At 68.8% G+C, this 22,345-nt stretch carries 29 protein-coding genes and 1 pseudogene; 17 read left to right on the top strand and 13 right to left on the bottom strand.

Annotated features, from left to right (window positions below; genetic code table 11):
• The first annotated feature begins 26 nt into the window (after window positions 1-26).
• Both LPA44_RS00800 and LPA44_RS00795 read left to right on the top strand, forming a co-directional pair.
• The gene (locus LPA44_RS00800; RefSeq protein ID WP_230887702.1) at window positions 27-881 is read left to right on the top strand and encodes an aminotransferase class IV; all 855 of its coding nucleotides are present in this window, start codon (window positions 27-29) and stop codon (window positions 879-881) included.
• Between the two features lie 46 nt (window positions 882-927).
• Window positions 928-1,347 (top strand): Rieske (2Fe-2S) protein, encoded by a 420-nt coding sequence (locus tag LPA44_RS00795; RefSeq protein ID WP_230887701.1) that lies wholly within the window; start codon window positions 928-930, stop codon window positions 1,345-1,347.
• Here LPA44_RS00795 and LPA44_RS00790 read toward each other — a convergent pair.
• The gene (locus LPA44_RS00790) at window positions 1,344-1,634 is read right to left on the bottom strand and encodes a transcriptional regulator (protein WP_230887700.1); all 291 of its coding nucleotides are present in this window, start codon (window positions 1,632-1,634) and stop codon (window positions 1,344-1,346) included. The genes LPA44_RS00795 and LPA44_RS00790 overlap by 4 nt on opposite strands.
• Window positions 1,635-1,692: 58 nt before the next feature.
• Here LPA44_RS00790 and LPA44_RS00785 point away from each other — a divergent pair, with 58 nt between their 5' ends.
• Entirely contained in the window at window positions 1,693-2,661 is a 969-nt protein-coding gene (locus LPA44_RS00785) for a sugar phosphate nucleotidyltransferase (RefSeq protein WP_230887699.1), read from the top strand.
• Here the strand turns inward: LPA44_RS00785 and LPA44_RS00780 are convergent, their stop codons facing one another.
• Window positions 2,662-3,285: a rubrerythrin family protein gene (locus LPA44_RS00780; protein WP_230887698.1), complete on the bottom strand. Its 624-nt coding sequence runs from the start codon at window positions 3,283-3,285 to the stop codon at window positions 2,662-2,664.
• A 60-nt stretch (window positions 3,286-3,345) separates the two neighbouring features.
• On the opposite strand from LPA44_RS00780, the gene LPA44_RS00775 reads away from it, so the two are divergent.
• Window positions 3,346-4,467: an MBL fold metallo-hydrolase gene (locus LPA44_RS00775; RefSeq protein ID WP_230887697.1), complete on the top strand. Its 1,122-nt coding sequence runs from the start codon at window positions 3,346-3,348 to the stop codon at window positions 4,465-4,467.
• A gap of 1 nt (window position 4,468) precedes the next feature.
• Here LPA44_RS00775 and LPA44_RS00770 read toward each other — a convergent pair whose 3' ends face one another.
• The gene (locus LPA44_RS00770; protein ID WP_058981537.1) at window positions 4,469-4,795 is read right to left on the bottom strand and encodes a 2Fe-2S iron-sulfur cluster-binding protein; all 327 of its coding nucleotides are present in this window, start codon (window positions 4,793-4,795) and stop codon (window positions 4,469-4,471) included.
• A gap of 108 nt (window positions 4,796-4,903) precedes the next feature.
• Between LPA44_RS00770 and LPA44_RS00765 the strand changes: the two genes are divergently transcribed.
• Window positions 4,904-6,274 (top strand): geranylgeranyl reductase family protein, encoded by a 1,371-nt coding sequence (locus LPA44_RS00765; RefSeq protein WP_230887696.1) that lies wholly within the window; start codon window positions 4,904-4,906, stop codon window positions 6,272-6,274.
• Here LPA44_RS00765 and LPA44_RS00760 read toward each other — a convergent pair whose 3' ends face one another.
• Window positions 6,275-7,555, bottom strand: coding sequence for an amidohydrolase (locus LPA44_RS00760; RefSeq protein WP_230887695.1), 1,281 nt, complete (start codon window positions 7,553-7,555; stop codon window positions 6,275-6,277). It abuts the gene before it with no gap.
• A gap of 87 nt (window positions 7,556-7,642) precedes the next feature.
• Here LPA44_RS00760 and LPA44_RS00755 point away from each other — a divergent pair, with 87 nt between their 5' ends.
• A complete protein-coding gene (locus tag LPA44_RS00755) occupies window positions 7,643-9,199 on the top strand; it encodes a Na+/H+ antiporter NhaC family protein (protein WP_230887694.1) in 1,557 nt (518 codons plus the stop codon).
• The gene (locus tag LPA44_RS00750) at window positions 9,196-9,459 is read left to right on the top strand and encodes a DUF7513 family protein (protein ID WP_230887693.1); all 264 of its coding nucleotides are present in this window, start codon (window positions 9,196-9,198) and stop codon (window positions 9,457-9,459) included. Before LPA44_RS00755 ends, LPA44_RS00750 begins: the two co-directional genes overlap by 4 nt.
• 55 nt (window positions 9,460-9,514) lie before the next feature.
• On the opposite strand, the gene LPA44_RS00745 is transcribed toward LPA44_RS00750, so the two are convergent.
• The gene (locus LPA44_RS00745) at window positions 9,515-9,847 is read right to left on the bottom strand and encodes an uS10/mL48 family ribosomal protein (protein WP_230887692.1); all 333 of its coding nucleotides are present in this window, start codon (window positions 9,845-9,847) and stop codon (window positions 9,515-9,517) included.
• 125 nt (window positions 9,848-9,972) lie between these two features.
• Between LPA44_RS00745 and LPA44_RS00740 the strand changes: the two genes are divergently transcribed.
• A complete protein-coding gene (locus tag LPA44_RS00740; protein ID WP_230887691.1) occupies window positions 9,973-10,404 on the top strand; it encodes a bis(5'-nucleosyl)-tetraphosphatase in 432 nt (143 codons plus the stop codon).
• A gap of 54 nt (window positions 10,405-10,458) precedes the next feature.
• On the opposite strand, the pseudogene LPA44_RS18310 reads toward LPA44_RS00740, so the two are convergent.
• A pseudogene (locus LPA44_RS18310) lies at window positions 10,459-11,474 on the bottom strand (zinc-dependent alcohol dehydrogenase family protein).
• A gap of 109 nt (window positions 11,475-11,583) precedes the next feature.
• Here LPA44_RS18310 and LPA44_RS00725 point away from each other — a divergent pair.
• Window positions 11,584-12,600 (top strand): DUF5787 family protein, encoded by a 1,017-nt coding sequence (locus tag LPA44_RS00725; RefSeq protein ID WP_230887689.1) that lies wholly within the window; start codon window positions 11,584-11,586, stop codon window positions 12,598-12,600.
• Window positions 12,601-12,633: 33 nt separating this feature from the next.
• Here the strand turns inward: LPA44_RS00725 and LPA44_RS00720 are convergent, their stop codons facing one another.
• Window positions 12,634-12,771 carry a hypothetical protein gene (locus LPA44_RS00720; RefSeq protein WP_230887688.1) on the bottom strand — a complete coding sequence of 46 codons (138 nt, stop codon included), beginning with the start codon at window positions 12,769-12,771 and terminating at the stop codon, window positions 12,634-12,636.
• Window positions 12,772-12,868: 97 nt separating this feature from the next.
• The gene (locus LPA44_RS00715) at window positions 12,869-13,381 is read right to left on the bottom strand and encodes a DUF5797 family protein (protein ID WP_230887687.1); all 513 of its coding nucleotides are present in this window, start codon (window positions 13,379-13,381) and stop codon (window positions 12,869-12,871) included.
• A 79-nt stretch (window positions 13,382-13,460) separates the two neighbouring features.
• Between LPA44_RS00715 and LPA44_RS00710 the strand changes: the two genes are divergently transcribed.
• The 3 genes from LPA44_RS00710 to LPA44_RS00700 are packed head-to-tail and all read left to right on the top strand — an operon-like array spanning window position 13,461 to window position 14,891.
• Window positions 13,461-14,231 (top strand): enoyl-CoA hydratase/isomerase family protein, encoded by a 771-nt coding sequence (locus tag LPA44_RS00710; protein WP_230887686.1) that lies wholly within the window; start codon window positions 13,461-13,463, stop codon window positions 14,229-14,231.
• A gap of 49 nt (window positions 14,232-14,280) precedes the next feature.
• The gene (locus tag LPA44_RS00705) at window positions 14,281-14,538 is read left to right on the top strand and encodes a DUF5789 family protein (RefSeq protein ID WP_230887685.1); all 258 of its coding nucleotides are present in this window, start codon (window positions 14,281-14,283) and stop codon (window positions 14,536-14,538) included.
• A 38-nt stretch (window positions 14,539-14,576) separates the two neighbouring features.
• A complete protein-coding gene (locus LPA44_RS00700) occupies window positions 14,577-14,891 on the top strand; it encodes a transcription factor S (RefSeq protein ID WP_230887684.1) in 315 nt (104 codons plus the stop codon).
• Window positions 14,892-15,218: 327 nt separating this feature from the next.
• Here LPA44_RS00700 and LPA44_RS00695 read toward each other — a convergent pair whose 3' ends face one another.
• The 3 genes from LPA44_RS00695 to LPA44_RS00685 form a co-directional block, all read right to left on the bottom strand.
• Window positions 15,219-15,938: a methyltransferase domain-containing protein gene (locus tag LPA44_RS00695; RefSeq protein ID WP_442903353.1), complete on the bottom strand. Its 720-nt coding sequence runs from the start codon at window positions 15,936-15,938 to the stop codon at window positions 15,219-15,221.
• A complete protein-coding gene (locus tag LPA44_RS00690) occupies window positions 15,935-16,318 on the bottom strand; it encodes a nascent polypeptide-associated complex protein (RefSeq protein WP_230887683.1) in 384 nt (127 codons plus the stop codon). The genes LPA44_RS00695 and LPA44_RS00690 overlap by 4 nt, the downstream gene beginning before the upstream one ends.
• Window positions 16,319-16,397: 79 nt before the next feature.
• The gene (locus tag LPA44_RS00685) at window positions 16,398-16,868 is read right to left on the bottom strand and encodes a PUA domain-containing protein (RefSeq protein WP_230887682.1); all 471 of its coding nucleotides are present in this window, start codon (window positions 16,866-16,868) and stop codon (window positions 16,398-16,400) included.
• A gap of 101 nt (window positions 16,869-16,969) precedes the next feature.
• Between LPA44_RS00685 and LPA44_RS00680 the strand changes: the two genes are divergently transcribed.
• On the top strand, window positions 16,970-17,158 hold the full coding sequence (locus tag LPA44_RS00680; RefSeq protein WP_230887681.1) for a hypothetical protein: 189 nt from the start codon (window positions 16,970-16,972) through the stop codon (window positions 17,156-17,158).
• On the opposite strand, the gene LPA44_RS00675 is transcribed toward LPA44_RS00680, so the two are convergent.
• Together LPA44_RS00675 and LPA44_RS00670 are read right to left on the bottom strand one after the other, a co-directional pair.
• Window positions 17,155-17,652, bottom strand: coding sequence for a LabA-like NYN domain-containing protein (locus LPA44_RS00675; protein WP_230887680.1), 498 nt, complete (start codon window positions 17,650-17,652; stop codon window positions 17,155-17,157). The genes LPA44_RS00680 and LPA44_RS00675 overlap by 4 nt on opposite strands.
• A gap of 48 nt (window positions 17,653-17,700) precedes the next feature.
• Complete coding sequence (locus LPA44_RS00670; protein ID WP_230887679.1) at window positions 17,701-18,342, bottom strand: metallophosphoesterase family protein; 642 nt, start codon at window positions 18,340-18,342, stop codon at window positions 17,701-17,703.
• A 290-nt stretch (window positions 18,343-18,632) separates the two neighbouring features.
• Here LPA44_RS00670 and dapA point away from each other — a divergent pair, with 290 nt between their 5' ends.
• The 4 genes from dapA to lysA are packed head-to-tail and all read left to right on the top strand — an operon-like array spanning window position 18,633 to window position 22,337.
• Window positions 18,633-19,538 carry a 4-hydroxy-tetrahydrodipicolinate synthase gene (dapA, locus tag LPA44_RS00665; RefSeq protein ID WP_230887678.1) on the top strand — a complete coding sequence of 302 codons (906 nt, stop codon included), beginning with the start codon at window positions 18,633-18,635 and terminating at the stop codon, window positions 19,536-19,538.
• Window positions 19,535-20,278: a 4-hydroxy-tetrahydrodipicolinate reductase gene (gene dapB / locus LPA44_RS00660; RefSeq protein ID WP_230887677.1), complete on the top strand. Its 744-nt coding sequence runs from the start codon at window positions 19,535-19,537 to the stop codon at window positions 20,276-20,278. The genes dapA and dapB overlap by 4 nt, the downstream gene beginning before the upstream one ends.
• Complete coding sequence (locus LPA44_RS00655; RefSeq protein WP_230887676.1) at window positions 20,275-21,108, top strand: 2,3,4,5-tetrahydropyridine-2,6-dicarboxylate N-succinyltransferase; 834 nt, start codon at window positions 20,275-20,277, stop codon at window positions 21,106-21,108. The genes dapB and LPA44_RS00655 overlap by 4 nt, the downstream gene beginning before the upstream one ends.
• On the top strand, window positions 21,105-22,337 hold the full coding sequence (gene lysA / locus LPA44_RS00650) for a diaminopimelate decarboxylase (RefSeq protein ID WP_230887675.1): 1,233 nt from the start codon (window positions 21,105-21,107) through the stop codon (window positions 22,335-22,337). The genes LPA44_RS00655 and lysA overlap by 4 nt, the downstream gene beginning before the upstream one ends.
• Window positions 22,338-22,345 lie beyond the last annotated feature (8 nt).

The following is a 22,345-nucleotide window of genomic DNA, read 5'->3' as shown; positions in this document are numbered from 1 at the left end:
GCACACAGCCTGTCCGCCCCCGACACGTGTACTACCACGTAGACGGCGAGGTCGTCGCCGCCGAGGACGCCACGGTGAGCGTCCGCGACCGCGGCTTCCAGTACGGCGACGCGGCCTTCGAGACGCTGCGCGCCTACGGCGGGCAGGTGTTCGCGTGGGACGCCCACGCCACCCGCCTCCAGGCGACCTGCGACGCGCTCGGCATCGAGCACGGACTCTCGGACCGCGACCTTCGCGGCCGCGTCCACGCCACGCTCGCTGCCAACGACCTCGCGAACGCGACTATCCGACTGACAATTTCCCGGGGCGTACAGGACGGCGCGTTCGCGCCCGCCGACGACGTCGACCCGACCGTGGTGGTCGTCGCGAAGGAACTCCCGCGCGGCGGCGTCGACGGCGAACGCGTCTGGAGCGAACCCGCGACGGTCGCGACCGCCGCGGTCGAACGCGTCTCCGACGACGCGCTCCCCGCGGTCGCGAAGACCCACAACTACCTCAACGGCGTCCTCGCGCGCATCGACGCCGGGGACGCCGACGAAGCCATCCTCCTCGACGCCGACGGCCGCGTCACCGGCGGCGCCACGAGCAACGTCTTCTTCGTCGACGACGGCACTCTTCACACGCCCAGCCTCGACCTCCCGGTCCTGCCCGGCATCACGCGCTGGGCAGTCCTCGAACTCGCCGACGAACTCGGCGTCCCCGTCGAGACGGGGCACTACACGCCCCGCGACTTGCGCGCCGCCGACGAACTGTTCCTCACGAACACCACGTGGGAAGTCCGGCCCGTCGCCAGCTACGACGACACCACCTACACCACGTGCAAGGTCGGCGCGCGCCTCGCCCGCGCGTTCGCCGAGGAAATCGAGCAAAGGCACTATTAGGCGGGTTCCGGCACGCTCAAATCCACGCACCGAATACCCGGAGTCGATGGGAGATGAGCGCATCGCTGCGGTCGACGAGGTGCCGGCCGAGGGAACGCTGCTGTACACGCTCGCCGACGACGGCGACGAGCGCGAGGCCATCCTGCTGAAACTCTCGGACGGCACGGTCACGTCGTTTCTGAACTACTGCATGCACTGGACGGACGTGAAACTCGACACGGGCGACGGCGCGCCCGTGCGGAACGGCGACGTGGTCTGCCGCAAGCACGCCGCGACCTTCGAGAAGGATTCGGGCGTCTGCACGCACGGCCCCTGCGAGGGCGCACAACTCGACCCCGTTTCGGTCGAGACGCGGGACGGCGAGGTCTTCCTCGCGGACGACGACTACGAATTCGTGCGGGCGGGCGTCGAGGACGACGACCCCGCGGACCTCTCGACGTCCCCGGGCGCACGCCTCGGCTTCTAGACGTCCTCGACGACGAACGCGGGCTCCTCGATGCTCTCGCTCTTGCACTCGGGGCACCGCGACGGCACGTTCACGGGGTCGTCGAAGTCGTTGAACCCGCAATCCTGGCACTCCGGCGGCTTCACGAGCAGTTCCTCGTCGGTCCCCTCCAGCGTCTTCGAGAGGTGACGGACGTGCGTCAGCACCGTGCCGCGCGAGACGCCGAACTCCTCGGCGAGCCCGCTCGGCGTGTCGGGGCGCTCGCGGAGCGTGTCGAGGATGCGTTCGCGGGTGGTCTGGTCGTCCATGCTCGAACAGGGAGACTGGATGAAAAAGGCCTTATCGGACGCGGAGTACCGTCGGGGTATGAAAGCCGTCGTCCTCGCCGGCGGGTACGCGACCCGGCTGTGGCCCATCACGAAACATCGGCCGAAGATGTTCCTCCCGGTCGGCGACTCGACAGTCATCGACGAGATTTTCGCGGACCTCGAAGCCGACGACCGCATCGAGGAGGTGTTCGTCTCCACGAACGAGCGCTTCGCGGAGGACTTCCGCGAGTACCTCGCGGACAGCGACTTCGAGAAGCCGACGCTCACGGTCGAAGACACCTCCGAGGAGGACGAGAAGTTCGGCGTCGTCGGTGCGCTCGCCCAGCTCGTCGACCGCGAGAACGTTGACGACGACCTCGTCGTGGTCGCCGGGGACAACCTCATCAGCTTCGACATCGCCGAATTCGTGGACTTCTTTGAGGCGAAGGGGACGCCCGCGCTGGCCGCCTACGACGTCGGTAGCCTCGAACGCGCGAAGTCCTACGGGCTCGTGGACCTCGACGGCGACGAGGTCGTCGACTTCCAGGAGAAACCCGAACACCCCAAGAGCACGCTCGTCTCCATCGCGTGCTACGCGTTCCCACGAGAGACGCTGCCCGACCTCCAGACGTACCTCGAAGAGGGCGAGAACCCCGACGAGCCCGGCTGGTTCCTCCAGTGGCTGCAGGCCCGCCAGTCGGTCCACGCGTTCACCTTCGAGGGCGCGTGGTTCGACATCGGTACGCCGGAGTCGTACCTCGACGCCGTGCGCTGGAAGCTCGACGGCGACAACCTCGTCAGCGACGACGCCGTCGTGGAGAACACCACCATCGGCGAGAACGTCCACGTGATGGCCGACGCCGAACTCCGCAACTCCAGCGTCGACAACTCCGTCATCTTCCCGGACGCGACGCTGCACGACTGCGACGTCCGCGACTCCATCATCGACGAGCAGACTCACCTCGAGAACATCGACTTCGCGGGCGCGCTCATCGGCGCGCACACCACGATTTCCAACGGCGAATAATCAACAGACGGACTTGGCGTTCACGCCCATCGATTCGAGCGCCTCGACGTACTCTTCGTAGGCGACGTTCACGACCTCGATAGCAGCGGCTCTCGCGCGCTCGACGTCCGCTTCGTCGGCTGCTGCGTCCGCGAGCAGGGAGAGCGCAGCCTCGGTGTCCGCGTCGGTGTCGGTGCGTAGTTCCCGGAACAGGTCCGCGCGCGCCTCGTCGGCGCTGTTCACGAAGTAACTCACGAACTGCGCGAGCGTGCGCTCCGCAACGAGGCCGCGGCCGACGACGCCGCCCGCGCGCTCGACGGTGTCGTCGAGGTCGCGGAGGTAGTCGTGGACGGCGCCGGGGTCGGCGTCCGGGTCTTCGCCGAGTTCCGCGGCGACGCGCTCGTAGTGGTCGCGCTCGCGCTCCGCGAACGCGGCGAACGTCTCGGCGGCGTCACCGGTCGCGTCAGCCGCCCACGCCGCGAACACGTCGGCTGCGGCGGCCTCACTGGTGGCAGCCGCGCGCAACACCGTCTCGTCGTCGAGGCTCGCGTCCGTGAGCGCGACGAGACGCTTCGAGGAGCCGAGCCGGTCGAGTTCGGTCTCCACGGCGGCCGCGACGTCGTCGCGGAAGTCGTCGACGTTCATAATTCCCGATTCGCGCGCGGTGCACGTGAGCTTTTGGCACTTCCAGCCCTACGTCCGGGTGTGACTTCGCCAGCCATCACGCCGCGCGACCTCTACGACCGCATTCGGAGCGGCTCGGTCTCCGTGCTCGACGTCCGCGACCGCGACGAGTTCGAGGCGTGGCACGTCGACGGCCCCGACGTGACCGCTGCCCACGTCCCCTACATGCAGTTCGTCTCGGCGCAGGTGTCGGGCGACGCGGCCGACCTCGTCCCGGACGAACTGGACGAGCCAATCGTCGCCGTGTGTGGGGTCGGCGGGGCAAGCGACGAGGTCGCGGCGGCCCTCCGCGAGGAGGGCGTCGACGCCGTGAACCTCGACGGCGGAATGGAGGCGTGGGCGGACCTCGTGGTCGCCCACGACCTCGGGGAGGGGGTCGTACAGTACGAGCGACCGTCGTCGGGCTGTCTCTCCTACCTCCTCCACGACGGCGACGAAGCCGCCGTCGTCGACCCGCTGGCGGCCGTGAGCGAGCGGTACGCCGACGACGTGGCCGACCGCGGCCTCGACCTCCGGTGGGCCGTCGACACGCACGTCCACGCGGACCACTTCTCCGGAGTTCGCGCGCTCGCCGCGGAGACGGACGCCGAGCGCGTGCTGCCCGCGGGTGCGACGGAGCGCGGTCTCGACTACGACGCGACGCTGCTCGCGGCCGGGGATTCGCTCCAAGTCGGCGACCGTGAACTCGTGGCGCGGCACGCGCCCGGCCACACTACCGAACTCGTCGTGCTGGAGTGGGGTGACGCGTTGCTCACCGCGGACTGCCTGTTCCTCGACGGCGTGGGTCGTCCCGACCTCGAGGACGCCGACCGCGCCCGCGAACTCGCTGGCCAGCAGTACGACACGCTCCACGACCTGATTTTCGCGTACCCGGACGAGACGCGCGTGCTCCCCGGACACGTCGAGGCGACGACGCCGCTGGCGGACGACGGTTTCACTCGGAGTCTCGGCGCAGTTCGGGAGTCGCTGGACGTCGCGGACCTGTCGCGTGAGGCGTTCGTGGACGCGCTCACGACGGACCTGCCGCCGCGACCGGCGAACTACGAGGGAATCGTCGCGACGAACCTCGGCCAGCGAGAACTCGACGCGGAGACGCTAGAACTGGAGCGTGGGCCGAACAACTGCGCGGTGTCCTCGACGTGACTCAGTCGTCGTCCGCCGCGGCCGCCCCCGCGGCGGCGTCCTCCTCGATGCTCGGCGGGTACTTCCCGCGGTCGAGTTTCAGGTCCGACTGCGGGCGCGCCATGCACGTCAGCGCGTAGTTCTCGGCCTCCTCCTCGGTGAGCCCGCGCGCGGCGGGCTGGGTGACTTCGCCCGCCTCGATTTTCGCGGAGCACGCCAGACACATCCCGACGCGGCAGGAGTACTCCTGGGCGATGCCCGCTTCCAGGCAGGCCGACAGCACGGTCTCCTTGTCGGAGACCTGAATCTCCTCGCCGGTCCCGACGAACTCGACGGTGTACTCGGTCATGGCTGGCGGTTGCAGGAGAACGGGTAAAACTCTTCCTTCGCCCGTGTCCGCGCCGAGAGGACAGATTGTACGTAAAGAGTTTTCCTCGCGGGCGCGAATCCGAAGCGTATGACCACCCACGAGTACGATGTAGCCGTCGTCGGGGCCGGCACCGCGGGCTGTTACACGGCCGCGACCGTGGCCAACGCCGGCTACGACATCGCCGTCGTCGAGCGAAAGTCCGCGGAGGAAGCCGGACACATCGCCTGCGGCGACGCCCTGAAGGGCGCGGACGCGTTCCCCGAAGCCATTCCGAAGGAGCGCCTCGAGCCCGCGTTCACGAACACGGGCGTCGACCACGGCCGCTTCGAGATTCCCCAGGAGGACACCGTCCTCGAAATCCCCGTCCCCGGCGAACTCGCGGTCATCGACCGCTGGGAGTACGGCCGCCGCATCATCGAGGCGACCGAGGACGCGGGCGCGGACTTCTACTACGACGTCGTCGTGCAGGACGTGCTCCAGGACGACGACGGCACCGTCACCGGCGTGAAGGGCACGCGTCGCGGCGGGGTCCACGAATTCGACGCCGACGTCGTCGTCGACGCGGCCGGCGCGCTCTCCATCCTCCAGGACAAGACCGACTTCTCCGAGGCGACCTTCGACACGAACGTCTCTTACTCGCAGTTCTGCTCGGCGTACCGCGAAATCGTCGAAGTTCCCGAGGAGGTCGAGTGGGACGACGCGCTCGTGTTCAAGCCCACCGAGCGCGCCGCTGGCTACCTCTGGTACTTCCCGCGGACGAGCACCGAAATCAACGCGGGGCTGGGCTTCCAGATGAACGAGGAGCCCATGGAACTCGTCGACGACCTGAAGCAGGACCTCCGCCAGCGCGAGGAGTTCGAGGGCGGCGAGGTCACGGACAAACTCGGCGCGGCGCTGCCGACGCGGCGGCCGTACGACTCCGCGACTGCGCCCGGCTACATGGCTGTCGGCGACGCCGCGGCGCACGTCAACCCGACCACGGGCGGCGGCATCGCGGGCGCGGCGTACGCCGGCAAGTACGCCGCCGAGGCAGCCATCGACGCCATCGACGCCGGCGACGTCTCCGAGTCGATGCTCTGGGAGTACAACGAGCGCGTGATGGACCACTACGGCGCGCGCTACGCCGCGCTCGACGTCTACAACATCCTCTCGACGGCCGTCGAGGTCGACGACCTGATGGGGCTGCTCGCGTCGCTCCCCGGCGAGAAACTCGCGGAAGCGCTCTACGGCGGGAGCACGGAGTTCAGCCTCCAGCTGAAGGTCGTCACCGCGCTGAAGTCGTTCGGCTACTGGTCGAACATCTGGGAGTTCTACAAGACCAAACAGCAGGCCGACCGCCTCCTCGAGCACTACGAGGATTACCCCACCAGCCCGGACGCGCTCGCCGACTGGCAGGCCCAGCGAGACGACATCATGGACGACGTCTACGAGGTCACCGGCGCGGACCCGAAGTACTGACTACGGCTGCTCGCGGGCGACACGCAGAATCGCTTCTGTGAGGCTCTCCACGCCGATGTTAATCGAGCGCTCGTCCACGTCGAACGTGGACGTGTGGTGGCCGCCGGGGTGGTCGGTGCCGACGCAGACGTAACACGCCAAGCCACCCTGTTCTTGCACGCGTTTCATGAGGAACGTGGCGTCCTCGCTGCCGCCGAGGTCGTCGCGGTCCATGACCGAATCGACGCCCGCTACGTCCGCGGCTTCCGCACCGAAGACGTCGCGGAGTTCGTCGTCGCTGGTGGCGCTCGGCGCCTCGCCCTCCGTGGAGAGTTCGACCTCGCACTCGTGCATCTCCGCGGCCGAGTGCAGCACGCGGTCGGCCTTCTCCTTCATGTAGCGCATCAGTTCGGTGGTCTCGCCACGGACCTCGCCCTCGACGAAGGCGTCCTCGGGGACGATGTTCGTCGCGGTGCCGCCGCCCGCGCGCCCGGCGTTCACGCGCGTCGCGCCGCCGTCGTGGCGCGGAATCGCGTAGAGGTTCTGGATGGCCGTCGCCACCGCTTGCACCGCGTTCCGGCCCTGCTCGGGGTGAGCCCCGGCGTGCGCGGGTTCGCCCTCGAACTCCGCGAGCAGGTGGCTGACCGCGAGGAAGCCGTCGATGCCCGCGACCACCTCGCCCGTGGGGTGGTCGAGGCCGAGGTGGACCGCGTAGAGGTAGTCGACGTCGTCGAGGTGGCCGCTCTCCGCGACCGCCTTCCCGCCGCCGACGCGCTCCTCCGCGGGCTGGAAGACGACCTTGAACGTGCCCGCGAAGTCGCTGTCCGCGATTGCTTCGAGCACACCGACGCCGATGGCGGCGTGGCCGTCGTGCCCGCAGGCGTGCATCTGTCCCTCGTGCTCGGAGCGGAACCCCTCGCTCGCGGGGTGGTGGTCGCCATTCTCGGATTCGGTGATGTGGAGCGCGTCGATGTCCACGCGCAGCGCGACGGTCGGCCCCTCGCCGCGTTCGAGCACCGCGACGGCACCCGTGTGGCCACCCTCCAGTTGTTCGAGAATCGCTGGGTCCGCACCCTCGTCGCGGGCGCGCTCGAACCAGTCCGCGAGTTCGTCTTCCTCGGGTACCGCCATCCGTGCCTCCGGGTCGATTGCGTCGCGGCCGACGTGGAGCTCGTCCACTCCGATTCGGCGGCACTCCTCGACGATGCGCGCGGTCGTGTAGAACTCACACCACGCCGGCTCCGGGTGACGGTGGAGGTCCCGGCGCAGGTCCACCAGCCGCTCGGCCGTGTCAGCACTCATACTGCTGCGAAAGCGCGGCTGCCACATAAACCGTCACGTCCCACGGTGTAGGTTTTTAATACGTGCGGCGAAGTGAGGGAAACACGTATGGCAACCGAAGACAGCGACGTAGCGGACGAATTACACGAGCCCGGCGAGGGCGGCGGCCACGACATCGAGTTCTACGGTGGCCGCATCGCGAGCGCGATACCGCTCGCGCTCTTCGTCGCGTGGGCCATCTTCCAGAGCGGCGTCCTGCAAGTCAGCGACACCACCGGCCTCGTCATCGGCATGCTCGCGGCGCTCGTCGTGGGCATGTTCTTCACGAAGGGGTCGTGGGCGTCGTACGCAAACACCATCTTCGAGGGGATGACCCAGCGGGTCGCGGCCACCGCCATCGTCGCGTGGCTGTGGGCCGGCATGTTCGCACAACTGCTCCAAGACGGCGGGTTCGTGCAGGGTCTCGTCTGGGCCGCGGACGTGGCCAGCGTCTCCGGGCCGCTGTTCCCCGCGGTCACGTTCCTACTCGCCGCACTGTTCACCACCGGTATCGGCACCGGGTACGGGGGCACCATCGCGTTCACGGGGCTGTTCTACCCCGCGGGCGTGCTGCTCGGCGCGAACCCCGTGCTACTGTTCGGTGCCATCCTCTCCGGTGCCGTCTTCGGCGACAACCTCGCCCCGGTCAGCGACACCACGATCGTCTCCGCGGTCACGCAGAACGCCGACATCGGCGGCGTGGTCGCGTCGCGGTTCAAGTACGCCATCCTGGCCGCGGTGCTAGCGTTTGCCGGCTACGTCGTCGCCGGTCAGGTGATGCCGGGATCGGACGTCGCAGCGGGCGCGACCGCGTCCCTTGATGGCCAGCCGCTCGGCCTCGTCCACGTGCTCTCGATGCTGACGGTCATCGGCCTCGCGGTCGCCGGCCGCCACATCATCGAAGCCATCTCGTGGGGCATCATCGTCGCGCTCGTGTTCAACGTCGGCTCTACGCTCCTCGCGACGTGGGGCGTCATCGAGAGCGGGCTCCAGACCGCGCCCGCGCTGCTGTTCCGTGCACCCGCCAGTTCCGGGCTGGCGCAGTCGCTGGACTGGCTGCCGTTCGTGGTCACCGTCGAGGAAGGCACGGGCGTCGCGGGCAGCCTCTACGGCGGCGCGTCCGGCTTCTTCCCGCTCATCGTGCTCACGCTGCTCATCGTCGCCGGCGCCCGCATCATGATTCAGGGCGGCGGCTTCGAGGCGATTCAGGCGTTCCTCCTGAACCGCGTCGCGACCAACGTCCGCCGCGCCGAGACCACGATGGTGCTCGGCACCGCGACCGTCAACGCGATGATTACCATCAACACCGCCGCCGAAATCGCCATCGCGCCGTACATCGCGCGCATCGGCGAGCGCTTCAACATCAACGGCTACCGGCGCGCGAACATCCTCGACGCCAACACCAGCGCGCTCGGCTACATCTTCCCGTGGGCGGGCGGCGTGCTCGTCGGCTACGAGACGATGCGCGGGCTCGGCGAGAACATCCCCGTTGTCAACCCCATCGACGTCTGGCCGTTCGTCTTCCACGGCTGGCTCCTGTTCTTCGTCTTCCTAGCGGCCGCCGTCACGGGGTACGGCCTGGAGTACGTTAGCGACCGCGAGTCCGAGGAGGTGAGTCGCGCATGACGCTCGGCTCGTTCCTCGCGGGCGTCGGCTTCCGCACGAACACGCCGTCGTTCGAGGCCGGCGACGAGATTACGGCGTTCGTCACCGGCGTCGAGGACGGGACGGCCGTCGCGCGCGTCGGCGACTCGAAACTCCGCATCTCGAACGCGCCCGCCGATGCCGTCGACACGCTCGTGCGCCTGCGCGTCGAGGGGTTCAACGAAGACACCCACGTCGGGCAGGCGGAATACCTCGAAACCGTCGGCGAGAGCTCGTTCTAACTCGCCGGCGCCGTCGCTGTCGCGTTTCGACGTCGGTCGCAGAGAGAAGACCCAGCTACGAGGAACCCAGCGGCTTCACTTGCTCCAGTTCGGCTTCGACGTGGACGCTGTCCGGGAAGTCCCGCTCCATGATGTCGCGGGCGAGGTCGTCGTGGCCGTACAGTTCGATGCGGCGGCGGTAGACCGTGTAGTGCCACGCGCCGGTCTTCCCGTCGTCGCGGCCGCCGAGACCGCTGTACAGCGGGACGGACTGCTCGTCCGGGCTGTCCGAGTGGGGCCCTTTCATTTCCGCGCCCTTCCGGCGGCACGTCGCCTTGATGTCGGAGACGACGCCGTCGAGGGCGGCTCGGTCGCCGCTCTTCAGAGAGAGTTTTGTGACGAAGGTCATGGCTGGGGGTGCTGTACGAATCCACGCGCTCCACCGTGAAAAAGCGTGTGTTTAGCCGGACGGTGCGTGTCAGTCACCCACCCACTCCGACATTCTCTTAACTGGTCGTCCACTACTTCGTGTTAATGACGGTCGAAGCGACCAGCGCCGGAGCCATCTTGTTCCGCGACACGCGGGACCGGCGCGAATACCTCCTCCTGAAGAGCCGGCCCGGGGACTGGGAGTTCCCGAAGGGCGGCGTGGAGGGGGACGAAGAGCTCCAGCAGACGGCTATCAGAGAGGTACAGGAGGAAGCCGGCATCGAGGACTTCCGGCTCTTGGACGGCTTCCGAGACGACTACGACTACGTGTTCGAGGCGAACGGTACTCGCATCCACAAGACGGTCCACCTGTTCGTCGCCAAGTCCTTCGAGGCGAGCGCCGAACTGTCGAACGAACACTCGGACCTGCAGTGGCGCGACTACGAACAGGCCATCAACACGATTACGCAGGACGGCCCGCGGGACATCCTCCGGGACGCCCACGACTTCATCGACCAGCAGCTCGAAGAAGCCTGACCGGTCTCCCACCGGTCGCTATTTTACCGCCACGTAGCGGCGGCGACGCCAGCGCTACTCGACGGAGACGACGACCTTCCCCTGGTGGTCGCCAGCCTCGAAGTAGCGGTAGGCCTCCCGTACTTCGTCGAAGTCGAAGACGCGGTCGATTTCGGGTTCGACTTCGTCGCCGGCCATCGCGGCGAGCATGCGGTCGAACATCGCGCGGCTGCCGACGCCCATCGACCCCTCGACACGCAACGCCTTCCCGAGAATCGGGCCAGGGTGGACGACTGCTTCCTGGTCGGCGAGTACGCCGATGACGTGGACGTGGCCGCCGAACCCGGCCACCTGTAGGGACTGTTCAAGCGTGCCGGCACCGCCGACTTCGACGACGTGGTCAACGCCACCCGTCTGCTCGGCGACGACGTCGCCCCACTCCGGCGTCTCCTCGTAGTTGATGGTGACGTCCGCGCCGAGTTCGCGGGCGCGGCCGAGTTTCTCGTCGCTGGAGGACGTGACGACGACGTCCGCGCCGCGGGCGGACGCGAACTGCGTCGCGAACGTGGAGACGCCGCCCGTGCCGAGCGCCAGCACCGTCTCGTCGGCGGTGAGGTCTCCCTTCTCCACGAGTTCGCGCCACGCCGTAGCCCCGCACACGACGGCGCCGCGCCCTGCTCGTAGGAGAGGTAGTCGGGGAGCACGGGGAGGCTGTCGGCGGGGAACGTGGCGTACTCGGCGAGCGCGCCGTCGACGTTCCCGCCCGTGGTCCGCTGGATTTTCTCGGGCTCCGCGGGGCCGTCCACCCAGTCGGGGGCGAACGGCGTCGCCACGCGGTCGCCCTCCGAGAGTCGGTCGACGTCCTCGCCGACCGCCACGACGTCGCCCGCGCCGTCCGAAAGCGGCACGACGGGGAGGCTCGTGCCGGGGTAGGTCAGGTCGCTGTTCGCGATGGCGAGGTCGCGGTAGTTCAGCGACGCCGCTCGCACGCGGACGAGCGCCTCGTCGCTGGCCGGTTCGGGGCGCTCGCGTTCGACCTCGACGACGCCCTCGTACTCCGGGTCGCCCTCCTGCACTTCGTATGCTCGCATACCCGTGACTCGGTCCCATGCGGCACTTCGGTCCCCTGCTCGTCGCGGGACCCGCCGCTTCTCCGGCGCCAGCGAAAGACGTAGGTGGGTCGGCGGCCCCACGTTCGGCGTGGTCGACTCCGAGTTCGCGTTCGAACTCCGCGTCTGCGCGTGGGCCGAGCAGCACTGGCATCCCGACGGCGAGCGCTCCTGCATCGTCGCGCGCCAGCTCGGCACGAAGCGGCGGCGCTGGGACACCGTCGTCGTAGAGGTCGACCCGGAGGCGCTGGCGGCGCGCGCGAAGTTCGGCACCGACCGGCTGGACTCGGACCTCCTGCACGTCGTCAGAAACGCGCCCGAGGACTGGGCGTTCTACCGGGACGCGCTCCCACACCCCGGCTACCCGTGGCGCTACGTCCGCGAGGCGATTCACGAGGCCGCCGACCGCGGCGTGGTGGAGACGCGGCGGAACGGGAACAGGATAGAACTCAGGCGGAAGTGGCCGTACCCCGACTGGGTCGAGCGAATCGTCGCCATCGAGAACAAGCCCGACCTCGACGCCTCCGCGGCGGACGCGCTCGCCGACCAACTGGAGCGCGACGTGGCGCTCGGACTCGCCGACGAGGTGTGGCTGGCGACCGAGTCCAGCGACGAGCGCGGCGCCGAGCGCGCGCTGTTCGCGGAGATGCCGGTCGAAGCCGGGGTCCTCACGTTCGCGGACGGCGAGGCGTCGGTCGCGTGGCACCCGCGGTCGCTCTCCCCCGAGTCGGTCGGCACCAGAATTACCGAGCGGCCGTCCGGCAGCGAGTTCGACCAGTCGCCCGCGAGCTTCGAGTACGTCGACGCCGACTGGAAAGCAGAGAAACGCCTCGCTATCGCCGAACGCGCGTACGAACGGGGCTGGCGCTCCTACCTCGACACGATGCAGCCGGACTGCCGGCACTTCGCGGTCCAGCGGGATGCACACGGCTACGTCCCGTACTGCGCGGCGAAGGGACGCGAGCAGACGGCCGCGGAGTGCTTGGGGTCGTGTCCCGAGTACGAGCCCGAACCGCCGACGTGGCGGCAGGGCGGGTGGCCAGTCGAGGGCGGACCGGGCGCGACGGTTCGCCGCGTCCTCGACGAACGTCGGCAGCGAGAGCGGTAGCTGGTCGGGTTCGTCTCGGACGTCGGCGGCGCGCTACTGGACGAGTTCGAACTCGATGACGTGTTCGTCGCCGTACGTCGCCTGGTGTTCGTCGCGGAATTCGAAGACGTCGTCTAACCCCTCCATCTCGCGCGTGAAACTACACAGTGTGCAGGTCACCGTGTAGGGCATGGAAAACCACTACTCGAAGATACGGCCTCCAGATGGATAGTGTCCCACGTTCACCCACATAATCAACAGCGACAGTCGGCGCGAGCGGCCGGCAGGGTCAGGCTTCCGAGGCGGCGGACTGCTCGTCGTCCCGCTCCGCGATGTTCACGTCCTCGCGCGGGACCGCGAGCTTGTACGTCGGGACGGTGCGGTGTTCGACGGTCACGATGCCCTTGCGCTTGAGCGTCTGGAGCGCGCGACGGACGTCCGCGGATTCGAGCTCCGGCACGTCGAACTCGTCGCGGACCGCGTGCAGCACCGAGACGACGCTCTCGGCGCGCTCGTCCGGGCCGGCGATGACCGCGAACACGCGGCGCTCGTTCTCGGACATGTGGACGGCGGGTGCCTCGCCGCTCTCGGGCGCCTTCCCGACGATTTCGGCGGCTTCCGCGGTCGCGCGAATCAGGCTGTTCTCGTCGCGGTAGTAGTAGTCCCGCAGCTCCGACTCGAGGTACTGGTGGACGTCGCTGCCGCTTTCCATGTCCCAGCGGTCCTGGAGCACGCCGTTTTTCGTCGGCTGGAGTTCCACGATGTCCGCCAGCCGCTCGCGGTCCTCCTCGGAGAGGGTCATGGGAGTCGGTACTCAGCGCCAGTATTTCGGGCTTGCGAAGACCCCGGCCATTATTTGCGCCGTCTACGTCCACACGCGCATGGCAGACACAGTCCGCTCCGACTTCGAGGACGGCGTCGCGACCGTCACTGTCGACCGCCCCGAGCGCCTGAACGCGCTCAACGTCGAGACGCTGCACGCGCTCCACGACGCTGTCGACGAGGCCGAACAGCGGGACGCCCGCGTGCTCGTGCTCACGGGCGCTGGCGACGACGCGTTCGTCGCGGGCGCGGACATCTCCTACATGGCCGAGATGAACTCCCAGGAAGCCCACGAGTACGCCGAACTGGGCCACGACCTCGCGGACGCCATAGAGTCGTTCCCCGCGCCGGTCGTCGCCGCCATCAACGGCTACGCGTTCGGCGGCGGGATGGAGCTCGCGCTCGCCTGCGACCTCCGCGTCGCCAGCGAGACCGCGGTGATGGGCCAGACCGAAATCGACCTCGGCATCATCCCGGGCTGGGGCGCGACCCAGCGGCTCCCCCAACTGGTCGGCGACGAGACTGCGCGCCGCCTCGTCTACTTCGGCGACCGCCTCGACGCGACCGACGCCTACGAGGAAGGCCTCGTCGGGGAGGTCGTCGCGCACGACGAACTGGACGACCACGTCGCCGACCTCGCGGCCGACCTCGCGGAGAAATCGAAGACTGCGCTCGGCGCCGCCAAGGACGCCATCAACCAGAGCCACGAGACGCCACTCGACGCCGGGCTGGAGTACGAACGCCGGACGTGGGCGAGCCTGTTCGGGAGCCACGACCAGCGCGAGGGTATGCAAGCGTTCCTCGACGACCGCGAGCCGGACTTCGAGTAGTCCGATTAGAGGGGCAACAGTTAGGGACGTACGCCTGGTACGTTCGAGCATGGCACCCAACGTGAAACTCAACGAACTCCGGGCCGAACTCGACTCGCTCACCTACCCCGCGACCCGCGAGGACGTCCTCGCGGAGTTCGACGACGTCGTGTTGCGGTACGCGGACGGCGAAGAACGCCTCGGCGACGTCGTCGGCCGCGTCACCGAGGACGTGTTCGTCAGCCCCGACGACCTCGAAGCCGCCCTCTACAACAACCTCCCGACGGAAGCCGTCGGCGAACCCGGCCAATCGGAGGGCGACGGGTGAAACAGGGGGCTTAACTTACACGACGGCCTTCACGTTGTATGGAGTTCTGCGACGAGTGCGGCTCGATGATGAAAGCGGAGGACGGCCTCTGGGTCTGCGGTGGCTGCGGGAACAAACAGCCCAAAGACCCTGACGCCTCCTTCGTCGTCACCGAAGGGCAGGAAGAGACCGAAATCGTCGACGTCAGCGACGCCCAAGACCGTGGGCTCCCGACGACGGAAGTGGTCTGCCCGAACTGTGAGAACGACCGGGCTCACTGGTACATGCAACAGATTCGGTCCGCCGACGAATCCGAGACGCGCTTCTTCATCTGCACGGAGTGCGAGCAGCGCTGGCGCGAAGACGACAACTAGAAGGACCTTTTCCGCCTCGGGTGTCCTCGCTCCCGCTGGTCGCTGCGGGCACCACTCGGCGCAAAAATCTACGCCGGGAGAGCAAAGCTCTCCCGAGCACTTCCTCGCTCTGCTCGGAAGGACGCTAAAAAGACCTGCCTCCGCGGGGCTCCGCCCCGCTCCGGCAGTGAAACGCGCGGCGAAGCCGCGCGTATGCTGGTGCTTCTGGACCCGCTCGCGAACGTCTAAATACGAGAACGCGACCAGCGACGGCTATGCAGTAATCGAATGCGGGACGGTGGATGCAGCGAGGCGGCGAGCCGTCCCCGAGAACGAGCCGCCGGACAGCTACGGGTTCCGCGCGAACGTCAAGTAGCCGGTGTGGCCGACGCCCGCTGTCGACGGCCGCGAACCGCGCTCGTCGAGATCCATCTCCCGCTGAATCGTCTCGACAGTCTCCACGTTCGCCAGGCCCGCGTCCTCCGCGGCGAGGTTGACCTCGCGTGCGTCCTCCACGAACGGCGAGTAGACGGCGGCGTAGCCGCCCGAGACCAGCAGGTCGTCCGCGCGCTCGACGACCGTCGGCGCGTTCGCAGTGTCCAAGGTCAGCAGGTCGAACTCCGCGAGGTCGTCGAGGTGGTCGGTCACGTCGCCCGTGCGAACGTCGACCGTGTCCGCGACTTCCGCGAGTTCCATGTTCTCGCGTGCGACCTCCGCGAAGTCCGGGTCACGCTCGTAGGTCACGACGTCCGCACCCAGCCGGCCGAGGTAGGCGGCGAGCACTCCGGTTCCCGTGCCCGCGTCGAGCACGCGGTCGCCTCGCGACGCACCCGTGTGGCCGACGACCAGCCCGATGTCCTTGGGCATCATCGGCGCGCCCGTCCGGTCGAGGTGGTTGAACAGGTCCGGGCCGCGTAGCTCCCGGACCGTGAACGGCTCGCCGAGATGCGTCTCCACCGTCTCACCGGGTTCAACACTCTCGGGGACGTCGATGACACCGAGGTCGGTGTGGACCTCGTCGCCCGGTGCAGCGAGGAACTCGCGGTCCTCCCGAACGAGCAGAATCACTCCAGCCGGGAGATGGCCGCGGCGAGGTCGCCGTCGGTCGCCTCCAGCGCAGCGCGCGCGTCGGCCTCGGTGGCGCCGGTCCGCTGGACGACCAGCTCGATGTCGTCTTCGGGAATGCCGCCGCTTTCGCCCGGTGCCTCGACCTCGGCCTCGGCTTCGATCTCGCCCGCGCTCTCGACGGTCTCGGGCTCGCCGATAATCTGGTAGGTCTCCTGCCCGCGGGCGTCCATCTTCGTGACGTCCGGGTTGTCGAAGACGAGCTGGTCGCCGTCGGCCCGCTTGATGACGACCTCGGTGGCATCGATTTCGTCGACGTCGATGCCCATCTGTTTCATCATCTGCTGCATCTTCTGGGGGTTCATGCCGCCTCCGCCAAACATGCCCGAAGCGTCGCGTCGCGGCGTGAAAAGGATGACGAACGACCGGTTGCGACGGGGACTCGCTTCGCTCGTCCGGTCGCTACTTCTCGACGCTGTCCCGAACCATCACCGCCATCCCGGTGTCGAAGTCGAGCATCGACCCGGCGTCGAGTTCCGCACGGCCGACCGCGAGCAGCGCGCCGCGCTCGTGGACGACGGCGACCTCGTCGCCGGCGCGGACGTCCGGGTCGACCGTCTGGACGAACTTCGCGAAGACGTTCTTCCCCTCGCGGACGAACGGCTCGCTGTCGTCGCCGACGACTACCCGCGCCGCGGGGTGTGCGAGGTCGTCGACGAGCCGGCGGCCGCCCGCCGCGCCGAGCGTGAAGCGGCCGTCCATCCCCACGGAGACGAGGCGCGCGCCGTCGTCGCGGGCGACCTGCTGGGGGCGGCCGGTGGTCGAGCGCTGCACCTCGAAGCGTTCCTCCGGCGGGAACAGCGCCGCGCCCGCGCCGGCTCCGAACTGGTAGTCGGCGACGGTGCGAAGCGAGTGCACGTCCGCGTCCTGCATGCGTCGAGGGTCGGCTGGCGGGCGTAAAGCCACTTCGGGTCGCTGGCGCGGGCGTCCGGAAAGTGGATGCGTTTATGTGGTGTGGGCCGCAACCCGGAGGCATGAACGAGACCGCGAAAATCGGGATTGCGGCGGTGCTGCTCGCTGTCGGCGCCGCGATGTTGGTGTGGGCGAGCTTCGACCCCTCGGGGACGACGCTGCTGCTGGTCGTGGCGGCCGTCGCGACGACGCTGCTGGCCGCCGGGTCGCTGTTGATGGGGTCGACCGGCACCGACGGTCGGATGGTTTAGAGCAGGAACGTCTCTTCTCGCTCGCTGAGGTCGACGAACGCGTCCGCGACGTCCACGAGTTCCTCCGCAGTGGACTCCTCGAAGGCCATCACTTCCACGCGGACGCCCTCGTGGCGGAGGTGGTTGCAGAGCCGCGAGAAGTCGCCGTCGCCCGTACAGAGCACGACGGTGTCGACGTGGTCCGCGAGCGTCACTGCGTCGAGGCTCATGCCGACGTCCCAGTCGGCCTTCTTGGAGCCGTCGCCGAACGTCTTGATGTCCTTGATTTTCGTCTCGAAGCCGATGTCCCGCAGCGCGTCGAAGAAGCTGTCCTCGTCCTCGGACTGGGCGCGGATGACGTACGCGATGGCGCGCGTCAGTTCGCGTTCCTGAACGGCCTTCTCGAGGAGCGAGGAGTAGTCGATGTTCCGAGAGTAGACGCTCTGCGCGGAGTGATAGAGGTTCTGCGAGTCGGCCAGCACGGCGACTCGCTGCCCCGGTTGGATTGGAGCCATACTGACCGTACGCGCCGGCGCCGTAAAGAAGGTACGCGACCCGTCCAGTCAGGCGGGCGGCGTGTCGTGGCGCGTCAGCGACAGCGAGTCGGGGTCGAGTTCGTAGTACGACTCCCACGCGGGCGCCAGCGAGACCACGTGCGTGGGGCCGAACTGGGTCTCGGCGTGCTCGTGGTGGTGGCCGACCAGACAGAGGTCGGGTTCGAGGGTCTCGAGGATGTCGTCGATGTGCTTGCAGCCGACGTCGTACTCCTCCGTGACCGGGAGCCCGTGCGGGGCTTCGTGCGCGAGGAAGACGTCCACGTCGTCGAGCTGCTTGGCTCGCTCGACGTCCTCACGGACGAAGTGGCGGCGGCGGTCGTCGTAGAGCTGCTCGCGGGACTTCTCGAACTGCGTGGGCGCGTAGTTCCCGGAGAGCCCGGCGACGCGCAGGCCGTCGACGGTCTCGGCGGTGCTGTGGAGGAGGTAGGCGTTCGAGACGTCGTCGCTCTCGATGCGGCCGTGGCGCAGCGCCTCGACGACGTCGAAGTCCTCGTTGTTGCCGCCGATGAAGTAGGTCGGAATCGGGAGGTCGTAGTACATGAGGTCCCCGGCCTGGAGCGCGACGTCGGCGTCGGCCGCGCGGTACGCGGCGAACAGCGACTGCCGTCGGTCGGTCGTGCTCGCGTGTGCGTCCCCGAGGACTAGCATCTACACGGACCTGCGACTAGACGCGGCAAAAACCTCCCGGTGCGCGCTCGGCGGGTCGGCAGTCCTTGCGCGCGGCGACAACTCTTTGTCCCCCGCTGCCCACACTTGAGCGTATGAGTGGTGCTCTCGGGACACGGTTCAGCGCCGTCGAGAGTGCCGTCTCCTTCTCGGGTAAACGCAAACGCAGCACAGCCGACACGTACGGCTCGCTGCGGGCGTAGCACTCCCGTGCCGGGCCGCCGACGGACGCACGGCCCGCACACCGACTCCGACGCGACACCCAAACCCAGATGGACCACACAACATTCGTGAACGGCGTCTTCCCGGCGATGACGACGCCGTTTACGGCCGACGGTAGCATCGATTTCGACCGACTCCGAGCACACGCGCGACGCCTCGTCGACAGCGGCGTTGACGGCCTCGTGCCCGTGGGTTCGACCGGCGAGAGCGCGACGCTCACCCACGACGAGCACGTCGAGGTCGTGGAGGCCGTCGTCGCCGAAGCCGGCGACGAAGTCCCGATTATCGCGGGCGCGGGCAGCAACTCCACGCACGAGGCGCTGGGGCTCTCCCAGCGCTCCGTGGACGCGGGCGCGGACGCCCTGCTGCTCATCTCCCCGTACTACAACAAGCCCGAACCCGAGGGAATGGAGGCTCACTACCGGGAAATAGCCGACCGCGTGGACGCCCCCCAGATTATCTACAACGTGCCCTCACGGACAGGCCGCAACATCGCCATCGAAACCGCGGAGGCGCTCGCGAGCCACGAGAACATCGTCGGCTACAAGGCCGCCAGCGGCGACGTCGGCCGCATCAGCGAGGTCGTCGAGCGCACGCGCGAGGAGGACTTCGGCGTGCTCTCCGGCGACGACGGCCTGACGCTGCCCGTCCTCTCGGTCGGCGGCACCGGGACCATCAGCGTCACCGCGAACGTCGAACCCGAGCGCCTCAGCGACCTCGTCTGGTCGGCCCACGACGGCGACTACGAGACCGCGCGCCAGCGCCACCAGGAACTCGAACCGCTGAACCGCGCGCTGTTCGCGGAGACGAACCCGATTCCCGTGAAGGCCGCCCAGGCGATTCTGGGCCACGGTCCCGCGAACTACCGCTCGCCGCTCACCGACGCCTCCGAGGAGACGCGCGAACAGCTCCGCGCGGCGCTGGACGCGCTCGACGACGCGGAGGTACCCGCATGAGAATCGGGGTCACTGGCGCGACCGGACGCATGGGCCGCGAGGTCCGCGAGGAAGCCGCCGAGCGCGGCGTCGAAGTGGCGTTTGCGACGACCCGCGACCCCGGCAGCGACCTCGACCCCGACAGCGAGTTCGCGTCGCTCGTCGAAGCCGAGAATCCTGACGCGGTCGTGGACTTTACCGTGCCGGAGGCGAGCGTGGAGTACGTGACCGCCTGCGCGGCCGCCGGCGTCCCCATCGTCGTCGGCACCACCGGTTTCGACGACGACCAACTGGACGCGCTCCGGGACGCGGGCAGCGACGCGCCCGTGCTGATCGGCGCGAACTTCTCGCGTGGCATCCAGGCCCTCCTGGACGTGGTCGAGCAGGCAGTCGGGTCGCTCCCCGAGTACGACGTCGAGGTCACCGAGACCCACCACAACGGGAAGCGCGACGCGCCCAGCGGCACCGCGAACGTCTTACTCGACCGCATCGAAGACGAACGGGGCGAGTCCGAGCGCGTCCACGGTCGCGTGGGCGACCAGCCCCGCGAAGACGGCGAAATCGGCGTGCACGCGCGCCGCGCCGGTGACGTCACCGGCGAGCACGAGGCGTTGCTCGCGGGGAACGGCGAAGTGCTAGAACTCACACACCGCGCGGGCGACCGGTCGGTGTTCGCGGCGGGCGCGCTCGACGCCGCCGCGTGGCTTGCCGACCAGCCCGCGGACTTTTACCGATTCGAGGAGGTTGCTTCCGAACTATGAGTCTGGAATCTGACGTACGAGACCTGTGGCACCGACACGAAGACGGCGACCTGACAGCCGAGACCGCGAGCGCGGACGACGCGGACACGCTCGAAGCGTTCCTCGACGCGCTCGAAGCCGGGGACGTGCGCGCCGCCGAGCAGTCCGGCGGCGAGTGGGAGGCCGTCGAGTGGGTCAAGCGCGGCGTCCTCCTGAACTTCGCGCTCCGCGAGACCGAGCCCCGCGAGTACGGCGACGTCACCTACCACGACGTGCTCCCGCTGCGCGACACCGACGACCTCTACGAGTGCGGCACGCGGAACACGCCCGACGGCACGGTGCTCCGTCGCGGCGCGCACCTCGGCTCGGACTGCATCGTGATGTCCCCGGCGTTCGTGAACATCGGCGCGCACGTCGGCGACGGCACGCTCGTCGACTCCTGTGACACGGTTGGCTCCTGCGCGCAAATCGGTGAGGACGTGAAGCTAGGCGCGAACACGCTCATCGGCGGCGTGCTCGAACCCGTCGAGAGCGCGCCCGTCGTCGTCGAGGACGGCGTCTCGCTGGGCGCGGGCTGCCGGGTCACTTCCGGATTCGTCGTCGGCGAGGACTCCGTCGTCGGCGAGAACACGCTGCTGACGCCGCGCATCCCCGTCTACGACCTCGTCGAGGAGGAGATTCTGTACGGCGAACTGCCGCCCGAGCGGCGTGCGTTCACGCGCTACGTCGAGTCCAGCGTCGGCGACCACGACCTCTTCGACGGCGGCGCGTTCAAGCCCGCCGTCGTCGCGATGGACCTCGAAGCCGAGACGCTCGACGCGACCCAGCGCGAGGAGGTCCTCCGGTCGTGACGCGCGTCGAGGCCCCCGCCGTGCGGCGGCTCGCGGACTGGTCGGCGGCCGACCTCCGCGACCTCGCAGCCGAGTACGAGACGCCGCTGTACGTGCAGGACCTCGACCGCGTCGCGGAGAACTACGACCGGCTCGCGGCCGCGTTCCCGGACGCCGACGTCCACTACGCCGTGAAGGCCAACGCCGGCCGCGCGGTCCTCGAAACGCTCCGGGACGCGGACGCCGGCGCGGAGTGCGCGTCCGCCGGCGAGGTGTACCGCGCGCTCGACGCCGGCTACGAGCCCACCGAGATTCACTACACCGCCGTCAACCCGCCCGCCCGCGACCTCGACTACGTATTGGAAGCGGCGCCCGCGGCGACGTTCGTCGTGGGCGCCCGCGACACAATCGACCGCCTCGAAGAGCGCGGCTTCGACGGCCGACTCGCGGTCCGCGTCCACCCCGGTGTCGGTGCCGGCCACAGCGACGAGGTGGCGACCGGCGCGGACGCCAAATTCGGTATCCCCCACGACCGCGCGGCGGACGTGCTCCGCGAGGCCGACGCCCGCGGCTTCGACGTGGTCGGGATTCACGCCCACGTGGGCAGTGGAATGCTCTCGGAATCGGATGTCGACGCCCACCGCGAGGTCGTCGAACGCCTCGCCGCGGTCGAACGCGACGCGCCCGTGGACCTCGAATTCGTGGACGTCGGCGGCGGCTTCGGCGTCCCGTACCGCCCAGAGGAGGAGCCGCTGGACCTCGATTCGGTGGCGGACGCGACCCGAGACGCGCTCGCGGCCGTGGACGCCGAACTTGTCGTCGAACCCGGTCGCTTCCTCGTCGCGGACGCCGGCGTCCTGCTCGCGGAAGTGAACACCGTCAAGCGCACCGACGGCCCGACGCTCGCGGGCGTCGACGCCGGCATGACGACGCTGCTCCGGCCCGCGCTCTACGACGCCCACCACGAAGTGCGCACGCTGACCCGCGACAGCCACGACCGCCCAGACCGTACAGTTACGGTCGTCGGGCCCATCTGTGAGAGCACAGACGTACTCGCGGAGCGCCGACGGCTCCCACGACCGGAGCGCGGCGACCTGCTCGCGGTCGGGAACGCAGGTGCGTACGGCGTCGAGATGGCGTCCCAGTACAACTCCCGACCGCGACCCGCCGTCGTCGCCGTGGAGGGCGGCGACCACCGGCTCGCCCGCGAACGCGACTCGCTGTCCGACCTCACCACCCCAGAACGATGATCCCCGTA

This window comes from Halobacterium sp. KA-4 (assembly GCF_021028995.1).
Taxonomy (GTDB): domain Archaea; phylum Halobacteriota; class Halobacteria; order Halobacteriales; family Halobacteriaceae; genus Halobacterium.
The sequence above is the reverse complement of the archived record's forward strand: the minus strand, read 5'-3'. Positions and strand labels throughout refer to the sequence as shown.

Bases quoted from the DNA above. Each gene is read 5' to 3' on its own strand.
- LPA44_RS00795 (WP_230887701.1), top strand. From the start codon at position 928: ATGGGAGATGAGCGCATCGCTGCGGTCGACGAGGTGCCGGCCGAGGGA.
- LPA44_RS00790 (WP_230887700.1), bottom strand. From the start codon at position 1,634: ATGGACGACCAGACCACCCGCGAACGCATCCTCGACACGCTCCGCGAG.
- LPA44_RS00785 (WP_230887699.1), top strand. From the start codon at position 1,693: ATGAAAGCCGTCGTCCTCGCCGGCGGGTACGCGACCCGGCTGTGGCCC.
- LPA44_RS00780 (WP_230887698.1), bottom strand. From the start codon at position 3,285: ATGAACGTCGACGACTTCCGCGACGACGTCGCGGCCGCCGTGGAGACC.
- LPA44_RS00770 (WP_058981537.1), bottom strand. From the start codon at position 4,795: ATGACCGAGTACACCGTCGAGTTCGTCGGGACCGGCGAGGAGATTCAG.
- LPA44_RS00765 (WP_230887696.1), top strand. From the start codon at position 4,904: ATGACCACCCACGAGTACGATGTAGCCGTCGTCGGGGCCGGCACCGCG.
- LPA44_RS00760 (WP_230887695.1), bottom strand. From the start codon at position 7,555: ATGAGTGCTGACACGGCCGAGCGGCTGGTGGACCTGCGCCGGGACCTC.
- LPA44_RS00755 (WP_230887694.1), top strand. From the start codon at position 7,643: ATGGCAACCGAAGACAGCGACGTAGCGGACGAATTACACGAGCCCGGC.
- LPA44_RS00750 (WP_230887693.1), top strand. From the start codon at position 9,196: ATGACGCTCGGCTCGTTCCTCGCGGGCGTCGGCTTCCGCACGAACACG.
- LPA44_RS00745 (WP_230887692.1), bottom strand. From the start codon at position 9,847: ATGACCTTCGTCACAAAACTCTCTCTGAAGAGCGGCGACCGAGCCGCC.
- LPA44_RS00740 (WP_230887691.1), top strand. From the start codon at position 9,973: ATGACGGTCGAAGCGACCAGCGCCGGAGCCATCTTGTTCCGCGACACG.
- LPA44_RS00720 (WP_230887688.1), bottom strand. From the start codon at position 12,771: ATGCCCTACACGGTGACCTGCACACTGTGTAGTTTCACGCGCGAGATG.
- LPA44_RS00715 (WP_230887687.1), bottom strand. From the start codon at position 13,381: ATGACCCTCTCCGAGGAGGACCGCGAGCGGCTGGCGGACATCGTGGAA.
- LPA44_RS00710 (WP_230887686.1), top strand. From the start codon at position 13,461: ATGGCAGACACAGTCCGCTCCGACTTCGAGGACGGCGTCGCGACCGTC.
- LPA44_RS00705 (WP_230887685.1), top strand. From the start codon at position 14,281: ATGGCACCCAACGTGAAACTCAACGAACTCCGGGCCGAACTCGACTCG.
- LPA44_RS00700 (WP_230887684.1), top strand. From the start codon at position 14,577: ATGGAGTTCTGCGACGAGTGCGGCTCGATGATGAAAGCGGAGGACGGC.
- LPA44_RS00690 (WP_230887683.1), bottom strand. From the start codon at position 16,318: ATGTTTGGCGGAGGCGGCATGAACCCCCAGAAGATGCAGCAGATGATG.
- LPA44_RS00685 (WP_230887682.1), bottom strand. From the start codon at position 16,868: ATGCAGGACGCGGACGTGCACTCGCTTCGCACCGTCGCCGACTACCAG.
- LPA44_RS00680 (WP_230887681.1), top strand. From the start codon at position 16,970: ATGAACGAGACCGCGAAAATCGGGATTGCGGCGGTGCTGCTCGCTGTC.
- LPA44_RS00675 (WP_230887680.1), bottom strand. From the start codon at position 17,652: ATGGCTCCAATCCAACCGGGGCAGCGAGTCGCCGTGCTGGCCGACTCG.
- LPA44_RS00670 (WP_230887679.1), bottom strand. From the start codon at position 18,342: ATGCTAGTCCTCGGGGACGCACACGCGAGCACGACCGACCGACGGCAG.
- dapA (WP_230887678.1), top strand. From the start codon at position 18,633: ATGGACCACACAACATTCGTGAACGGCGTCTTCCCGGCGATGACGACG.
- dapB (WP_230887677.1), top strand. From the start codon at position 19,535: ATGAGAATCGGGGTCACTGGCGCGACCGGACGCATGGGCCGCGAGGTC.
- LPA44_RS00655 (WP_230887676.1), top strand. From the start codon at position 20,275: ATGAGTCTGGAATCTGACGTACGAGACCTGTGGCACCGACACGAAGAC.